Here is a 14,782-nt window from a genome sequence, read left to right on the forward strand (position 1 = left end):
CTAATATAGTTCAGATCACATCGCCAACGTGGAGTAAACCATGCAACGCACGCTTCCCCTCATCGCTGCCCAGGCCCGGCCCCGGCTCATCGGCGAACCCGTCTCGGCTTTCGCGGACGAAGTCAAAGCCGCCCTCGCCGTCCAGCCGCACAGTCAGCTGGTGGTCTTTCCGGAGCTGCACCTGTTCGGGGATTCCGACCCTGACCAGCAGCGCACCGAAATGCTCCAGGCCTCCGCCGAGCCGCTGGACGGCCCCCGGGTCAAGGAGCTCCGGCAGCTCGCTGCGGACCTGGGCATCTGGCTGGTGCCGGGCAGCGTGTGCGAGCGCGGTCCGGAAGGGCAGCTGTTCAACACCCAGCTGGTCCTGTCCCCGCAGGGGGAACTTGCCGGCTACTACCGGAAGGTTTTCCCTTGGCGCCCATTCGAGCCCTACGACCCCGGCGACCGGTTCACCACCGTGGACCTGGCCGGCGTCGGCAGGGTGGGCCTGAACATCTGCTACGACGCGTGGTTCCCGGAGGTCTCCCGCCAGCTCGCCTGGATGGGCGCCGAGGTGATTCTCAACGTTGTGAAAACCACGACGCCGGACCGCCGCCAAGAGCTGGTGCTCGCCAAGGCAAACGCCATCGTGAACCAGGTCTTCGTGGTCAGCGTCAACTGCGCCGGCCCCACCGGCAAAGGCCTGAGCATCATCGTGGACCCGGAGGGCAACACCCTGGCCGAGGCCCCGGATGATGCACCGGTGCTGCTCACGGCGGAACTGGACCTTGCCGCCGTCGAGCATGTCAGAACCCACGGCACCGAAAACCTCAACCGCCCCTGGTCGCAGTTCCGCGACGGCGAAGATGCCGTCGAACTGCCCGTCTACCAGGGCCGGATCAGCCCGGCCACCTGGGCTCCCCAGTCCTTCAACGCCTAAGGAAACACCCGTGACCACAACACCCACCCTCACCCGCACGCTGAAACTGCCCTCCCTGGTGCTGTTCGGCCTGGCGTACCTGACCCCGCTGATCGTCCTGGGAATCTTCGGCATCATCGCCGAAGCCACCGGCGGGGCATCGCCCTCCGCCTACCTGGTGGCAATGGTCGCCATGCTGTTCACGGCGCACAGCTACGGCCGGATGGCCATCGCGTACCCCGTGGCCGGTTCCGCCTACACGTACGTCCGCCGGTCGATCGACCCGAGGGTCGGATTCCTGGTGGGCTGGGCCATCCTGCTGGACTACCTCTTCCTGCCAATGGTGATCTGGCTCATCGGCGGCTCCTACCTGAGCGCGCAGTTCCCCGGTATCCCGATCGGACTCTGGATCGTCGGCTTCGTCCTCATCACCACGCTGCTGAACATCCTGGGCATCAAGGTGGCGGACAAGGCCAACTACGTGCTGATGGCGTTCCAGCTGCTGGTCATCGTGTTCTTTGTGGCGCTGTCCATCGGCAACGTGGTGTCCACCTCTGGCGCCGGCGGCCTGGCCAGCACTCAGCCGTTCTTCAACGACACCTCCAGCTTCGCCACCATCTCCGCCGGCGCCGCCATCGCCGCGTACTCGTTCCTCGGGTTCGACGCCGTCACCACCCTCACCGAGGAGACCATCAACCCGCGCAAGAACATGCCCCGCGCCATCATGCTCATCGCCCTGATCGGCGGCGGCATCTTCGTGGCCGTGTCCTACGTGACACAGCTGGTCCACCCGGGCGGGGTGTTCGAGGACTCGGCCTCCGCGGCCAGCTCCATCGCGCTGCAGATCGGCGGGCAGCTGTTCGGTGCGGTGTTCCTGGCCGGTCTGGTGGTGGCGCAGTTCGCTTCCGGCCTCGCCGCTCAGGCCAGCGCCTCGCGCCTGCTGTACGCGATGGGCCGGGATTCCGTCCTCCCGAAGGCGTTCTTTGGCCGGCTCAGCGCGAAGTTCCACACCCCGGTGGTCAACCTGATCGTGACCGGCATCATCGGGCTGGTCGCGATCTTCCTGGACGTGGCCACCTCGACGTCGTTCATCAACTTCGGTGCCTTCACCGCCTTCACCCTGGTCAACGCCTCGGTGGTGTTCCACTACCTGCGCCAGCGCCGCGCCGGGCACCAGCTGAACCCCGTGTCCTATGTGGTGGTCCCGGTGGTGGGAGCCGTTATCTGCGCCTACCTGCTCTCACAGCTGGACAGCAACGCGATTACGCTGGGAGTGTCCTGGCTGGTGCTGGGCGTGGTGGTCCTGGCGCTGATCACGCGCGGGTTCAAGGCGGCGCCGCCGGAGATGACGGCGACCGAGAAGGCGACGGTTGAGGCGGCCGTTTAGGCCCTGACACAGAACAACCGATGGAGGGAACTGGCGTGAGGGTAGCGCTCGGGCAGCTGGAGTCGGGCACCCATATCCAGGCCAACCTTGCGGCGATCGTCCGGTTCGCCGCGGAGGCAGCGCGCGACGGCGCCGCGCTGGTCGCCTTCCCGGAGTACGCCACGTACGAGAAGAAGACCGTGGACGCGACTTTTCCGGCGAATGCGGAGCCGCTGGACGGCCCCGTCTGCCAGGAACTCGCCGCTACCGCCCGCCGCCACCGCATCGCGCTGGTGGCGGGCGTCGTGGAAACCTCGGACGAGCCGGGCAAGGCCTACAACACGCTGGTGGCTTATGGGCCCGACGGCGGCAGGCTGGCTTTCTACCGGAAGATCCACCTGTTCGACGCGCAGGGCTTCGGGGAGTCGACGTTCATCAAGCCGGGGCTGTCCACCACCCCGGTGGTCTTCGAACACGGGGGCGTGCGGTTCGGGCTGATGACCTGCTACGACCTGCGGTTCCCGGAACTGGCAAGGTCACTGGCCGACGCCGGCGCGCAGGTCCTGCTGGTCTGCTCGTCGTGGGTGCCGGGCACCCACAAGACGGAGCAGTGGCTGGCACTGAACGCAGCGCGGGCCATCGAGAACAGCGTGTACATGGCAGGGGTGTGCCAGGCTCCGCCGGTGTCTGTCGGCCGCAGCATCCTGGTGGATCCCATGGGGTTCACCGAGACCGACCTGGGCCTTGAGCCGGGGGTGCGGACGGTGGAGATCTCGCTTGCGACAGTGGCGCGGGTAAAGGAGCAATTCCCGATGTTCCGGCAGCGGCGGCTGCCGCAGCCCTGACCGGCTTCCACGACTGCCACCCAAGAGGCGGGGCCCACTGCACCGAGAGCAGTGGGCCCCGTCCCTTTTTGCGTCCAACCAAGTTTTTGTGCTTTTTCGATGGATTATCGATTCTTGATGCGATAGTGTTTTCTTCATCACAGATTCGCGGGTAATGGGATCTGAAGAAGCCGTGCCACGAGTAGGAGACAAGGATGTCTTGGGGATTGATCAGCGCCATGGGCCACGTAAGCATTCAAACGACGGACCTCGGAAGATCCGTTCTTGACGCAACCCAGATCCTCGGGCTGCGCGAAACGGAGCGGACGGCCGATGCCGTCTATCTCGCTGCCGGCCCGGTTCACCACGAACTTGTCTATGTTGAGTCGGACGTCAACGGCGTGGACGGCTTCGGCCTTGTCGCCGCGAACGGTGATGCCCTGCGCGAAATCCGCCAGCGCGTGGAGGACGAAAACTTCACCATCGTCAGCAGCAAGCCGCGCGGAGCTGGTATCGAAGACGGCTTCTCCTTTATTGGGCCTGAAGGCTTCGTGTTCGAAATTTATGTCGGCATGCAGGAGAACATCGCCCTCCAGCAGTCCTTTGGTCCCGACCGCTACGGGCACATCAATTTCCACCCCCGGGATGTCGGGGGAATGATGCGGTTCCTGCACCGGGTCCTGGACTTCCGCCTCTCGGATGTCATCGGCGACGACTTTGCCTATTTCATGCGCTGCAACCCTGACCACCACGGCATCGCCCTGGTTCGTGGTGAAGGAACCCTGCACCACCACGCGTGGCAGACGCAAAGCATCGCTGACCTCGGCAAGTTGGGGGACAGGCTGAACAAGCTGGGCAGGGAACTGATCTGGGGCCCGGTCCGTCACGGCGCCGGCCACAACATTGCCGCGTACTATGTGGAAACCTCTGGTGCCGTCGTCGAGCTTTACACGGACCTGGAGCAGATCTACGACGACTCCCGCCCCCCTGTTGTGTGGGGCGAGGACGAGAATTGGTACAACATGTGGGGTGAATACCGCCCTCTGGAATTCCGCAAGTTCGGGCTCGCCCCCGTGGGCCGCCGGTCCCTGAGTAGCCTCCACCGCTGAGGCAGCCCCGGCCGCCCAATTCATTGCCATGTGTCCCGGCACCCCGCCAGTCCAGATTAAATACTTTTGCCTTGGTTATGCCTTATTTATTTGGCCTTCGCTGTGATCTGCGTCATGCTAGGAAGAGCGAATAAAGGGGTTGCCTCGGGACGTGACCAACAACGCCGTCGGTCACAAACTCTCACAGCTTTCGAAAAGAGATCATGTTGAACCCGAAAACCGCCCAGGAGAAAAGCCGGAAGCAGGTGAACCTGCCGCCGAGCAAGTCATCCCCGACGGACTCACTGAACACCAAGGACATGCGCCGCGTCCTGGGATCCAGCCTTATCGGCAGCATTATCGAGTACTACGACTTCATCCTTTACGCCACGGCCGCATCCCTGGTGTTCGACCGGGTTTTCTTCGCCAACCTTGGCCCCGGCCTTTCCTTGTTTGCCTCGTTCGCGACGCTTGCGGCCGGATATGTTGCCCGGCCGCTGGGCGGCATCGTCTTCGGCCACTTTGGGGACCGCCTCGGCCGGAAGCAGATGCTCGTGCTGTCGATGCTGATGATGGGAGGCGCCACCGTTCTGATCGGGCTCCTGCCAACCACGGCTCAGATTGGTGTAGCAGCGCCAATTGTGCTGGTCCTCCTCCGCGTCATTCAGGGCATCTCTGTGGGCGGGGAATGGGGTGGTGCCACATTGATGGCCTTGGAGCACGCTCCTGAGAAAAAGCGCGGCCTCGCAGCGGCGTTCGCCAATGCCGGCGGCCCCGCCGGCGGACTGCTGGCCACCCTTGCAGTTTCCGCCGTTTCCGCCCTGACCGGGGACCAGTTCCTGGTCTGGGGCTGGCGGATACCGTTCCTGCTCAGCGCCCTGCTGATTGTGATCGGCATGATCATCCGCCTCAAGGTGGCAGAAACTCCCGTCTTCCAGAAGCTGGACGCTGAAGCCGCCAAGATCAAGCGGCCACCCCTGATGGAGGTGCTCAGGAACCATCCGCGCCTCGTCCTGGTCACTCTGGTGGCAACGCTGGGCTTTTACGCCTGCCAGGGACTGCTGACAGTGTGGGGCGTTTCGATGGCGGTCGGAAGCGGCGTGGACCGCTCCGGCGTCCTGAACTGGAAGGGTGTTGCCGCCGTGGTCACGGTGGCCGTCTGCTTCTATTCGGCACGGCTCAGTGACCGGATCGGCCGCCGCGCAGTTCTTACCGGCGCGGGCGTCGCCGCCATCCTCCTGGCGTTTCCCCTGATCATGCTTCTGACCAACGGGACCCTCTGGGGCTTTGCGGTCGCGGTAGTGGTCGGCAACGGGCTGGTCCAGGGAGCGCTCGCCGGGCCCATCGGCGCTTACATCTCCGAACAGTTCCCCACGGGTGTCCGGTACACGGGTGCGTCCCTGTCCTACCAGGGAGCCTCAATGATCGGGGCGGGCTTCACCCCGATGATCGCTACGGGCCTCGTTCTCGCAGCCGGCGGCGGTGTGTGGATAGTGGCCGTGTTCTGGATTGTCGTCCTGGCAGCGGGGCTCGCGGCAGTCCGCCTGACGGCCGAGGGCTCACGCCTCAAGCTCGACACGGTCTAAAAACACTCCCGCACGCGGCAGGCCTTCCTGCGCACGGACACGTTTGGCGTGCCTGCCTAGTGGTAGTGGCCCCCAGCTACTCCGGTGAGCTGGGAGCGCCTGCTTCCATTTATCAGTTTTTTTGAACTCCTTGTGCTGAAACTTGTCATTTACGCAACAAAGGCAAAATGCCATGCTGGAGTCAGCGAAGCGTCCGGAGCGGCGCACATCACGAAAGGAACCAGGCAATGAAGCCTCAGAATCACATGGTGCTCACTACCTTCATGTTGCCCGCCGGCTACCACAAGGACAGCTGGCGGATGGAAGGAAGCCGGGCCGAAGAACTGGGCAACCTGGACTTCGTGTCAGACCTGACCGCGATGGCCGAGGCTGCGAAACTCGACGCGGTATTTTTCGGCGACATCGTCCACGCGAACACGGTCATGCGGGGCGACATCAAAATGAACGGGTTCTATGAACCGATGACCGTGCTTGCAGCGCTGGCTGCCAGGACAAAGAACATTGGCCTCATCGGGACCATGTCCACCTCATTTTCTGAGCCCTACAACCTCGCCCGGCAGCTATGCGGACTGGACCACATGTCCAACGGCAGGGCCGGCTGGAACATCGTCACGTCGTCGGACGGTTTCAGCAATTACGGTGTGGAGGACGTTCCCGATCCCGCGGTGCGCTACCGGCGCGCCACCGAGTTCGTGGACGTTGTGCAGCGGCTGTGGGACAGCTGGTCCGATGACGCCATCGTCGTTGACAGGGCCTCCGGCGAGTACGTGGACCGGAGCAAGCTGAAGGCCATCAGGCACAAGGGCGAGTTCTTTGAGGTCGAAGGACCCATCAACATGCCGCGGTCGCCCCAGGGACGGCCCGTGCTTGTCCAGGCCGGATCCTCGGGCCCGGGCATGGACCTGGGTGCCTCCGTGGCCGACGGAATTTATACCGCGCAGCCGTTCAAGGAACCGTCCATCGAGTTCTACACCAAGTTCAAGAACATGGTGGCCGAGAAGGGGCGAAACCCCGACGACGTCAAAATCATCCCGGGCATCCTGCCGATTCTGGGCGACACCCAGAAGGAAGCGCTGGACCTCGCGAACGAGCTGGCTGGCTACGTGCACCTCGGCAACGGCCGCAAGCAGGTGGGTGCTGACCTCAAGATGGACCTTTCCGAGCTGGAGTTCGACGAGTCGATCCCGGCCGAGTGGTTTTCCGACGATCCCAGAATGGGCAGCCGCTACCAGATCTACCGGAAGAAGAGCGTGGACATTGGCATGACGCTGCGCGAGCTGATCGTGGACCTGGCCCGTTCCACAGGACACCAGTGGATGGCCGGCACTCCCTCGCAGGTGGCAGACCGCATGGTCGACTGGTTCGAGTCGAAGGCCTGCGACGGCTTCAACCTCAACGCTCCGTTCAACCCGGGCGGTTTCAAGCTGATCTGCGACAAGCTGGTCCCGGAGCTCCAGGATCGCGGCTACTTCCGGACTGAGTACGAGGGCACCACGCTGCGCGACAACCTCGGGCTCGGTCGGCCGGGAGCCTAGAAGCCGGAGTCTGGAAACCGAGAGCCTGGAGCCTTCGGCTTCGAAGCCATCTGCTCAGACACCGGCCCCGGCACCGGCTGGGCCAAACCGCTCGACGGCGACGTCCACCCACGCCTGCGCGCGGGCGTTCAGCCGCATGCTCCGCGTCCAGGCCAAGGAAACAGTAGCCGGCGCGCGCGTATGGACCCGGGGCTCGGCAACCGTTTTCAGGACAACCTTCAGCTCTTCATATGGCGCGTCCAGCATCGGCTGCTGAAACAGCACGGCAACGCCGCGGCCGCTGGCCACCAGGGACCGGACCGTGGCGTAGCTGCGGGAGCGGTGCCGGATGTTCGGACTCAACCCGGCATCGCGGTACATGTCCAGGATGCGGGTGGAAATGGGCGGAGCGTCGAAGAAAATAAGCGGAGTGGCGGCCACATCCCTGAGCGAGACCACCTCCGCCTCGCGCAGGGGATGGTCCTCCGGAAGCAGGATGTAAGGCTCCACGGACAGCAGCGGCGCCGTCTTAAGGGCAGGGGAAACGTCCATGTCATAGACGAAGGCGGCGTCGATGGAGCCATTAAGCAGGCGGTCCTGAAGATCCTCGTGGTACCCCTCGATGAAGTCCACCTCCACATGGGGGCACTGGCTCGCAAAGTCGGCCAGCATCGGGGGAATGATGGTGGGGCCGAGCGGCATGAAGCACCCTACGGTCAGCGGACCCCGGATATCGGTCCTGTCCCTCTTGGAGAGCGACGCAATCTCATCCGCGAGATCCAGCAACTGCCGCGCCTGGCGGAACACCACGATGCCCGTGGAGGTCAGGGTAAGCCCCTTGGACTTGCGCTTGATGCACAGCTGCGCTCCGACGATCCGCTCCAGTTCCCCGATGGACATGGAGATGGCCGACGGCGCCATGTGCAGCCGCCGTGCTGCCTCGCTCATGGTTCCGGTTTCGGCCGCCACCACGAAATGGAGAACCTGGCGCAGGGTGATCGCGGGGTTGAGACTGATATTCATATTGTCAATTCTACTGACAACTTTCCGCTGAAACTGACGATTTACTTGAGAAGTGCAGCTTGTCATGATGAAAGAAACGGTTCCGACCACGGCGCCAGAGCTATTGCCGCAGCGGCGGCATCCCTTCCGAGAGAGACGTGAAAGCAGATGGACGCCCAATCCAGATTCCTTGACCAAGCTGAAGCCATTGTCGGCGCCGAGAATGTTGTCCGGGCCACGCCCAAAGAGGGATACATCGATCCGTACCCGCTGAATCCCGGACGCGCGAAGTGGCCGGGAGTTCGGCCCGGGAGCGTGGAAGAGGTCCAGGCCGTCGTCCGGCTCGCGAACCGCACTGGCGTTCCGCTGTGGTCCTTCTCCAAAGGCAAGAACCTGGGCTACGGGGGGCCGGAACCGCGCTCGCAGGGAATGGTGGCGCTGGACCTGAGCCGCCTCAACAGGATCATCGAGGTGAACGACCATCTGAACTACGCCGTCATCGAGCCGGGGGTCACCTTCTTTGACCTTTTCGAACACATCCAGGAAAAGGGCCTGAAGCTGTGGATGTCCGTTCCTGCACTGGGGTGGGGATCCATCCTGGGCAATGCGCTGGACCGCGGCTACGGCATGACGCCGATGGGTGACCACGTCCAGTCCATCTGTGGCATGGAGGTGGTCCTGCCGGACGGCGACCTGGTGCGGACGGGAATGTGGGCCATGGAAGGAACCGAGCTCGGTCCCATCTTCAAAGGCGGCTTCGGCCCTACGCTCGATGGGATTTTCACCCAGTCCAATCTCGGCATAGTCACCAAGATCGGTCTCTGGCTGATGCCCTGGCCGGACGTGTACATCAACGGCGACGTTGTGGTGGAGCGCGAAGAGGATCTGCCCAAGCTGATTGACATCCTGACCCAGCTTCGGCGCGAGGACGTCATCCAGAACAACGCCCTCTGCGGGAACGTGGTGCGGGCGGCGACCATGAACGGGCCGCGCTCACGCTGGTATGAGGGGGAGGGGTCCATTCCGGACGACCGCCTGGAAGAAATGCGCCATGAGATGGGCATCGGCCAGTGGAACGCCAAGTTCGCCATCTACGGTGACAAGGGTCTCGCAGAACGCAGGCTAGAGATCATCCGGGAGCGCTTCGCCGGCCTTGGCGGGTTCACCGTTAAAGCCCGGCTCTATGAAGGTGCGGAAGGCGTGCAGGTTGCCTATGACGACATCGCCGACATGGACCGGACCCAAATGGCCGGAGTACCCACACTCAGGCCCTTGTCAACAGTGGCATGGGCGGCGGAGAACGGCGGGCACATAGATGCCGCCCCCATCATTCCCGCTCGAGGGGACGAGGTGTGGGCGTTCTACCGGGAAGCCAAGGAGCTGTACCGCCGGTTCGGCTTCGACCTGTACATCGGCTACCACCTCTACCCGCGCCACATGGTGCACGTGACCATGATCTTCTTCGAAAACGACAACCAGGAGCAGCTGGCGCGCGCACGGGCACTCTACTCAGCATTGCTGGCGGCTGCCCGCAGCCACGGATACGCCCCTTACCGCAGCCACGTGGACTACATGGACGTCATCGCAGACGGTTTCGACTACAACAACAACGCCATCCGGCGGCTCCAGGAGACGCTGAAGGACGCGCTGGACCCCAACGGCATCCTCTCGCCCGGAAAGCAGGGAGTCTGGCCGCGGCGTTACCGCGGCGTCGAAGCGGCGGCCGATGCTCCGGAAACCCAATTTGCCGTGGAGGCCGCCGCCCGTTCCAGCGCTGCCCGGCTGTAGGCCGCGGAAGGCGCGGGCGCTGACCGTAGCGCGTTGCGCGCTCGCGCTTATCGCAAGGGCACCAATCAAACTATGTTTTCTGTGACTATTGCCACAACATAGTCCTCAGGATATATTTTAACTAGATTATGCATTATCGGCGGGAGTGAGCTCTCCTTGTAGCTGCGACTGCGAGCCCCTAGACCTCCAAGTCATCAGCCCGGTGATGCCGATCAGCACGCCAAATACCCAGCAACACAGTGGCATGCCAGGCGCGGAACCATTCCAGCCGCCTCTGCCACTACTCAAAGAGGAGATTCTGGATGGAAAAGCCCACGTTTTACTCCCGGTTCAAGCAAGTCCTGATTCCGGCTGTTGCCGGATTTGCCCTGCTCTCGCTTGCGGCCTGTGGGTCGCCCAGCGAGGCGGCCGCGGGCAGCGAGTCGGGCGGCAAGTCCGCCATCAAGGTTGTGGTGGCCCCCATCCACTTCGAGACGGCCTACGTCGCTGAGGAGCAGGGCTACTTCAAGGAGGCCGGCCTGAGCGTCGAGATCATCCCCGGCGCGGATCCTTCCGCCAACCTGGCGCAGACCGTCAGCGGACAGGCGGACATCACCACGGCGTCGTGGGGTGTCATGACCACGGCTACAGCCAAGGGAATGCCTGTCAGGGTAATCTCCGGAAACGGCGTGGTTGACCCGGAAGCGGACAACTCCGGCATCGTTATCCCCAAGAACAGCCCCATCAAGACGGTGGCTGACCTGAAGGGCAAGAACGTCGCCGTCAACGGCGTGAACACCGGCGGAGACATTCCGATGCTCCAGGCAGCAATGGCGGCAGGGATCGACCCGAAATCCCTCACCGAAATCGCAGTACCTTACGCCGGGATGGAGGCAGCCCTCGAGCAGGGCACTGTGGACGCAGCGTTCGTGGCGGACAGCTACTACCACCAGCTGGTCGATGCTGGGTTCAAGAGCATCGCCAGCCCGGTCCGTGAATTCCAAGGCAACATGCCGGTCACCGTCTGGGCCGCAACCGAGCCTTGGCTCAAGAGCAACCCTGGCACCGCCAAGAAATTCAACGAGGCCATGGAAAAGGCCGCCAAGTTCTATTCGGATCCGGCAAACTCCGCGGCCATCGTGGACATCTCTGCCCGCGTCAAGCAGGTGGACGCTGCCAAGATCAACCCCAAGGCCTACGTTCCGGTCAATACCGCCATCAACCTCACCTCAGGACAGGCGGGCATTGACGCCATGGAGGACCTTGGATTCGTCAAGAACCCGCTGACGGCGGAGGGCATGCTCTGGAGCGGCGCCCCCCGCTTTTCGAAATAGCAGCCGGGCCGGCCAAGAGACCCTGACTGAGAGACGAAGATGAAGACACAAATACGAGCGTTTGATGTGGGGCTGACCAGCCAGAGGCTGCTGGCAGTTGCCGCACTCCTGATGGTGTGGCAACTGGTGATCTGGAGCGGATCACTGCCCTCCATGACTCCCGGGGTGCCCGCAATCGTAACGGCGATTGGGAATGCATTTACTTCCGCCCTTTTCTGGACGTCGCTGGCGCAGACGATGACTGCCGCAGTCAGCGGCTGGCTGGTCGCCGTGACTGCCGGCACGGTGCTGGGCCTGGTGATTGGCTCAGTCCCCATGTTGGACCGTTCCACCTCCATCCTCATTGACTTCGGCCGGTCCTTCCCGGTGCTGGCACTGATGCCGGTTGTCATCATGCTGCTGGGGGCCACCGCGCAGATGGAGATCTTCGTCGTCTCGCTCTCCTGCCTCTGGCCGGTGCTGGTGCAGACGATTTATGGGGCACGGCGGATGGATGCTGCAGTGGTGGACACCGCGCGGACATTCCAGATTCCGAGGCTGCTCTGGTTCCGCCGGATCCTGCTCCCGAGCGCCGCGCCGTTCATCTCCACGGGTATCCGGATCTCGGCCTCGATCGCCATTCTGGTGTCGGTGGGTGTCGAGGTGCTCAGCCAGGCGCCGGGCATCGGACGGCAGATCACCCTGGCGCAGCAGGCGCAGCGATGGGATCAGGCCTTCGCCTACCTCTTCTTCGCCGGCCTGGTGGGCTGGGGCATCGCCGGCCTCCTGAACCTGGCAGAAGGCAAGCTCCTCAAGTGGAACAGGCAGGCCAATGACTGACACAGCACTCCGCACACCCCCGCGGACAACAGCGGGCACGGATCCATCGAAAACAGGGAGCGCGCGGCAGCGCCGCGGGTTCCGCCAACGCAGCCGCGTCGTCAAGGCACTCCTGAACGTCCTGCAGAGGACCTGGCTGATCGCCGTGGTCTTCGCCGTCTGGTGGACCGCTTCGGCGAACAGCACCAACATCTTCATTCCGTCCCTTGAGGACATCCTGCTCAGCCTGCGCCGGGACCTCTCCAACGGAGTCATCGGGTCCGGAGCAAGCTACAGCCTGACCAACCTGGGCGTGGGACTCCTGCTGGCGGTGGTGGTGGGCATCGCCGGCGGGCTGGTTCTCGGTGAGACCAGATGGCTGCGGGAAATCGTTGACCCGGTCATCCACTTCTTCCGTTCGGTGCCGCAGGCCGCGCTGGTGCCCCTCATCATCGGCGCGTTCGGCATCGGGCAGGGCCCCAAGATCTACACCATCGCCTTCGCCTGCATGTGGCCGGTGCTGCTGAACACGATCGACGGCGTCCTCAGCGTGGAGCCGACCATCCGGAAGTTCTCCAAGGTCTACCGCATCCCGCCGTGGCTGCATTTCCGCCGGGTGGTTCTGCCGGCAGCACTTCCGCAGATCGTTGCCGGCATCCGCGTCGCCCTGCCCATCGGCATCACCGTCATGGTGGTCAGCGAGCTGTTTGCCGCCAACAAGGGCCTGGGCTTCTACATCCTCAATGCATCCGCCACCTTCCAGGTGCCCGAAACCTGGGCCGGCGCACTGCTGGTCGGCGTCATCGGCTACATCCTCTCGCTGCTGTTCATCGTCTTCGAACGCAGGATCCTCAGCTGGTACTTCAAGTCGGGCGCGAAATGACACCCACGATCCAACATCCCAAAGAAGGAGCCACCATGGCCGTTCAGGCAGCACCCGAGCAGGAGCAGACAGCGACGGCGCCTCTGCTCGAAGTCCAAGGACTGACAATGAGTTACGGCCTTGGTGACTCCGAGAACAGGATCCTCGACAACCTCAACCTGGACGTCAACGACGGTGAGTTCGTTTCGATCGTGGGGCCATCCGGCGTCGGCAAAACGACCTTGCTGCGGGTTCTGTCCGGTCTCATCAGGCCCAAGAGCGGCGCGGTGCGCGTAGGTGGGGAGGCCATCAGCGGACCGCACCGTGATCTCGCCGTGGTGTTCCAGGACTACAGCCGGTCCCTGATGCCATGGATGACCACCTTGGAAAACGTGGCGTTCCCGCTCCAGGGCCGCGGGGTGGGCAAGAAGGAGCGCAACGAAACGGCGGAGAAGAACCTGGCTGCCGTGGGACTGGCCGGGCAGGGCCACAAATATCCGTGGGAAATGTCCGGGGGAATGCAGCAGCGCGTCGCGATCGCCAGGGCGCTGGCTTATAACGCCAAGGTCCTGCTCATGGACGAGCCCTTTGCCTCGGTGGACGCGCAGACCCGGTTCGATCTTGAGGACCTGGTGATTGATCTTCAGTCCAACCTGGGCGTGACCATCATCCTGGTGACCCACGACATCGACGAGGCCCTGTACCTCGCCGACAGGGTCATCGTGCTCGCCGAAAAGCCTGCGACGGTGGTGGACGTGATCGAGACAGGATTTGGCGATCACCGGGACCAGGTTGAAACCAAGGCGGACCCGCGCTTCGCCGAGGCACGCGCACGCATCCTGCACCGCCTCCGCAACCACTGACCCGGCACTTCGGCCGAAACGCCAACTGTTCTGCCGGCCAGCCTGCTGTTCCGCCGCTGCGCTTGCACATAGAAGCCCGCCGTGAACCTCTCTGAGGTTCACGGCGGGCTTCTGCGTTCCAGGCGAATCAGACCTTGGCGGGCGTCACGCCGTGCTGCCCGGCGCCGTCGTCAATGCCGGACTTCAGGATGGCATTGAGCGTTATCTCGTAGTGTTCCCGGATCAGGCGGGAGGCGCTCTTGGCATCCCGCTGCAGGGCAGCGGCGAGGATGTCCCGGTGCTCCTGGGCGACATCCCGCGTGGTGAACCGGGTGGCACTGCCGGCCCAGCGGCCGTACAGCTGGGAGAGATCGGACAGGGTGGCGCAAAGGTCGATCAGGACGGGCACCCCGCACGCCTCCAGGAGCTTGGCATGGAACGCCTGGTGGGCGCGGTTCCAGGCGTCGGTCAGCTGGGCGTCGTCCGTGGAATCCCGGTAGGGGGTCCGCTCCAAAGTGTGGTGGGCGGCGATGAGCTGGGATTCCCACGCGAGGTCGCCGCGCTCAATGGCCAGCCCGATTCCGAACTCCTCTGACCGGCAGCGGAGCTCGTTGATGTCCTTGAGTTCGGAGAGCGAGAGTGTGGGCACGAAGAAGCCGCGGTTCGGCTTGAGGAGCACCAGGCGGTCACCCACCAGTCGGGTGAGGGCCTCACGGATCACGGTGCTGCTGGTCTGGTAGTGCTTTGAAAGCGCCGTGAGCTGGAGTTTCTCGCCCGGGGCCCACCGGCCGGACAGGATGTCGTCGCGCAGGGAATCCCGGATGTGCTTGCTCAGCGTCTCGGAATCGGTACTTTTCGCCATATGCATTATTGTAGCGGCCGAACTAGAATATATTCTTCG

At 63.6% G+C, this 14,782-nt stretch carries 13 protein-coding genes; 11 read left to right on the top strand and 2 right to left on the bottom strand.

Translation table 11 applies throughout. From position 1 onward, the window contains the following. Positions 1 to 40 precede the first annotated feature (40 nt). The 6 genes from ACIP90_RS12865 (at position 41) to ACIP90_RS12890 (ending at position 7,297) form a co-directional block, all read left to right on the top strand. Positions 41 to 919: a carbon-nitrogen hydrolase family protein gene (locus ACIP90_RS12865; RefSeq protein ID WP_400579710.1), complete on the top strand. Its 879-nt coding sequence runs from the start codon at positions 41 to 43 to the stop codon at positions 917 to 919. Between the two features lie 10 nt (positions 920 to 929). Next, positions 930 to 2,285: an APC family permease gene (locus ACIP90_RS12870; RefSeq protein WP_400579711.1), complete on the top strand. Its 1,356-nt coding sequence runs from the start codon at positions 930 to 932 to the stop codon at positions 2,283 to 2,285. 35 nt (positions 2,286 to 2,320) lie between these two features. After that, positions 2,321 to 3,109 carry a carbon-nitrogen hydrolase family protein gene (locus tag ACIP90_RS12875; protein ID WP_400579712.1) on the top strand — a complete coding sequence of 263 codons (789 nt, stop codon included), beginning with the start codon at positions 2,321 to 2,323 and terminating at the stop codon, positions 3,107 to 3,109. A gap of 194 nt (positions 3,110 to 3,303) precedes the next feature. After that, positions 3,304 to 4,197, top strand: coding sequence for a VOC family protein (locus ACIP90_RS12880; protein WP_400579713.1), 894 nt, complete (start codon positions 3,304 to 3,306; stop codon positions 4,195 to 4,197). Between the two features lie 203 nt (positions 4,198 to 4,400). Further along, the gene (locus tag ACIP90_RS12885) at positions 4,401 to 5,762 is read left to right on the top strand and encodes an MFS transporter (protein ID WP_400579714.1); all 1,362 of its coding nucleotides are present in this window, start codon (positions 4,401 to 4,403) and stop codon (positions 5,760 to 5,762) included. Between the two features lie 227 nt (positions 5,763 to 5,989). Continuing rightward, the gene (locus ACIP90_RS12890) at positions 5,990 to 7,297 is read left to right on the top strand and encodes an NtaA/DmoA family FMN-dependent monooxygenase (RefSeq protein ID WP_400579715.1); all 1,308 of its coding nucleotides are present in this window, start codon (positions 5,990 to 5,992) and stop codon (positions 7,295 to 7,297) included. 54 nt (positions 7,298 to 7,351) lie between these two features. On the opposite strand, the gene ACIP90_RS12895 is transcribed toward ACIP90_RS12890, so the two are convergent. Further along, entirely contained in the window at positions 7,352 to 8,299 is a 948-nt protein-coding gene (locus ACIP90_RS12895) for a LysR family transcriptional regulator (RefSeq protein ID WP_400579716.1), read from the bottom strand. A gap of 147 nt (positions 8,300 to 8,446) precedes the next feature. Between ACIP90_RS12895 and ACIP90_RS12900 the strand changes: the two genes are divergently transcribed. The 5 genes from ACIP90_RS12900 (at position 8,447) to ACIP90_RS12920 (ending at position 13,902) form a co-directional block, all read left to right on the top strand. Next, the gene (locus ACIP90_RS12900; protein ID WP_400579717.1) at positions 8,447 to 10,066 is read left to right on the top strand and encodes an FAD-binding oxidoreductase; all 1,620 of its coding nucleotides are present in this window, start codon (positions 8,447 to 8,449) and stop codon (positions 10,064 to 10,066) included. Between the two features lie 302 nt (positions 10,067 to 10,368). Further along, positions 10,369 to 11,379, top strand: a complete 1,011-nt coding sequence (locus tag ACIP90_RS12905) for an ABC transporter substrate-binding protein (RefSeq protein WP_400579718.1) — start codon at positions 10,369 to 10,371, stop codon at positions 11,377 to 11,379. 39 nt (positions 11,380 to 11,418) lie between these two features. Further along, positions 11,419 to 12,198 (top strand): ABC transporter permease, encoded by a 780-nt coding sequence (locus ACIP90_RS12910; protein WP_400579719.1) that lies wholly within the window; start codon positions 11,419 to 11,421, stop codon positions 12,196 to 12,198. Next, positions 12,191 to 13,060, top strand: coding sequence for an ABC transporter permease (locus ACIP90_RS12915; RefSeq protein ID WP_400579720.1), 870 nt, complete (start codon positions 12,191 to 12,193; stop codon positions 13,058 to 13,060). The genes ACIP90_RS12910 and ACIP90_RS12915 overlap by 8 nt, the downstream gene beginning before the upstream one ends. Positions 13,061 to 13,095: 35 nt before the next feature. Beyond that, positions 13,096 to 13,902, top strand: a complete 807-nt coding sequence (locus ACIP90_RS12920; protein WP_400579721.1) for an ABC transporter ATP-binding protein — start codon at positions 13,096 to 13,098, stop codon at positions 13,900 to 13,902. A gap of 127 nt (positions 13,903 to 14,029) precedes the next feature. Here ACIP90_RS12920 and ACIP90_RS12925 read toward each other — a convergent pair whose 3' ends face one another. Beyond that, positions 14,030 to 14,743: a GntR family transcriptional regulator gene (locus tag ACIP90_RS12925; RefSeq protein WP_400579722.1), complete on the bottom strand. Its 714-nt coding sequence runs from the start codon at positions 14,741 to 14,743 to the stop codon at positions 14,030 to 14,032. Between the last annotated feature and the right edge of the window lie 39 nt (positions 14,744 to 14,782).

Origin of the sequence: Arthrobacter sp. NPDC093139 (assembly GCF_044754165.1) — a bacterium.
GTDB lineage: Bacteria > Actinomycetota > Actinomycetes > Actinomycetales > Micrococcaceae > Arthrobacter.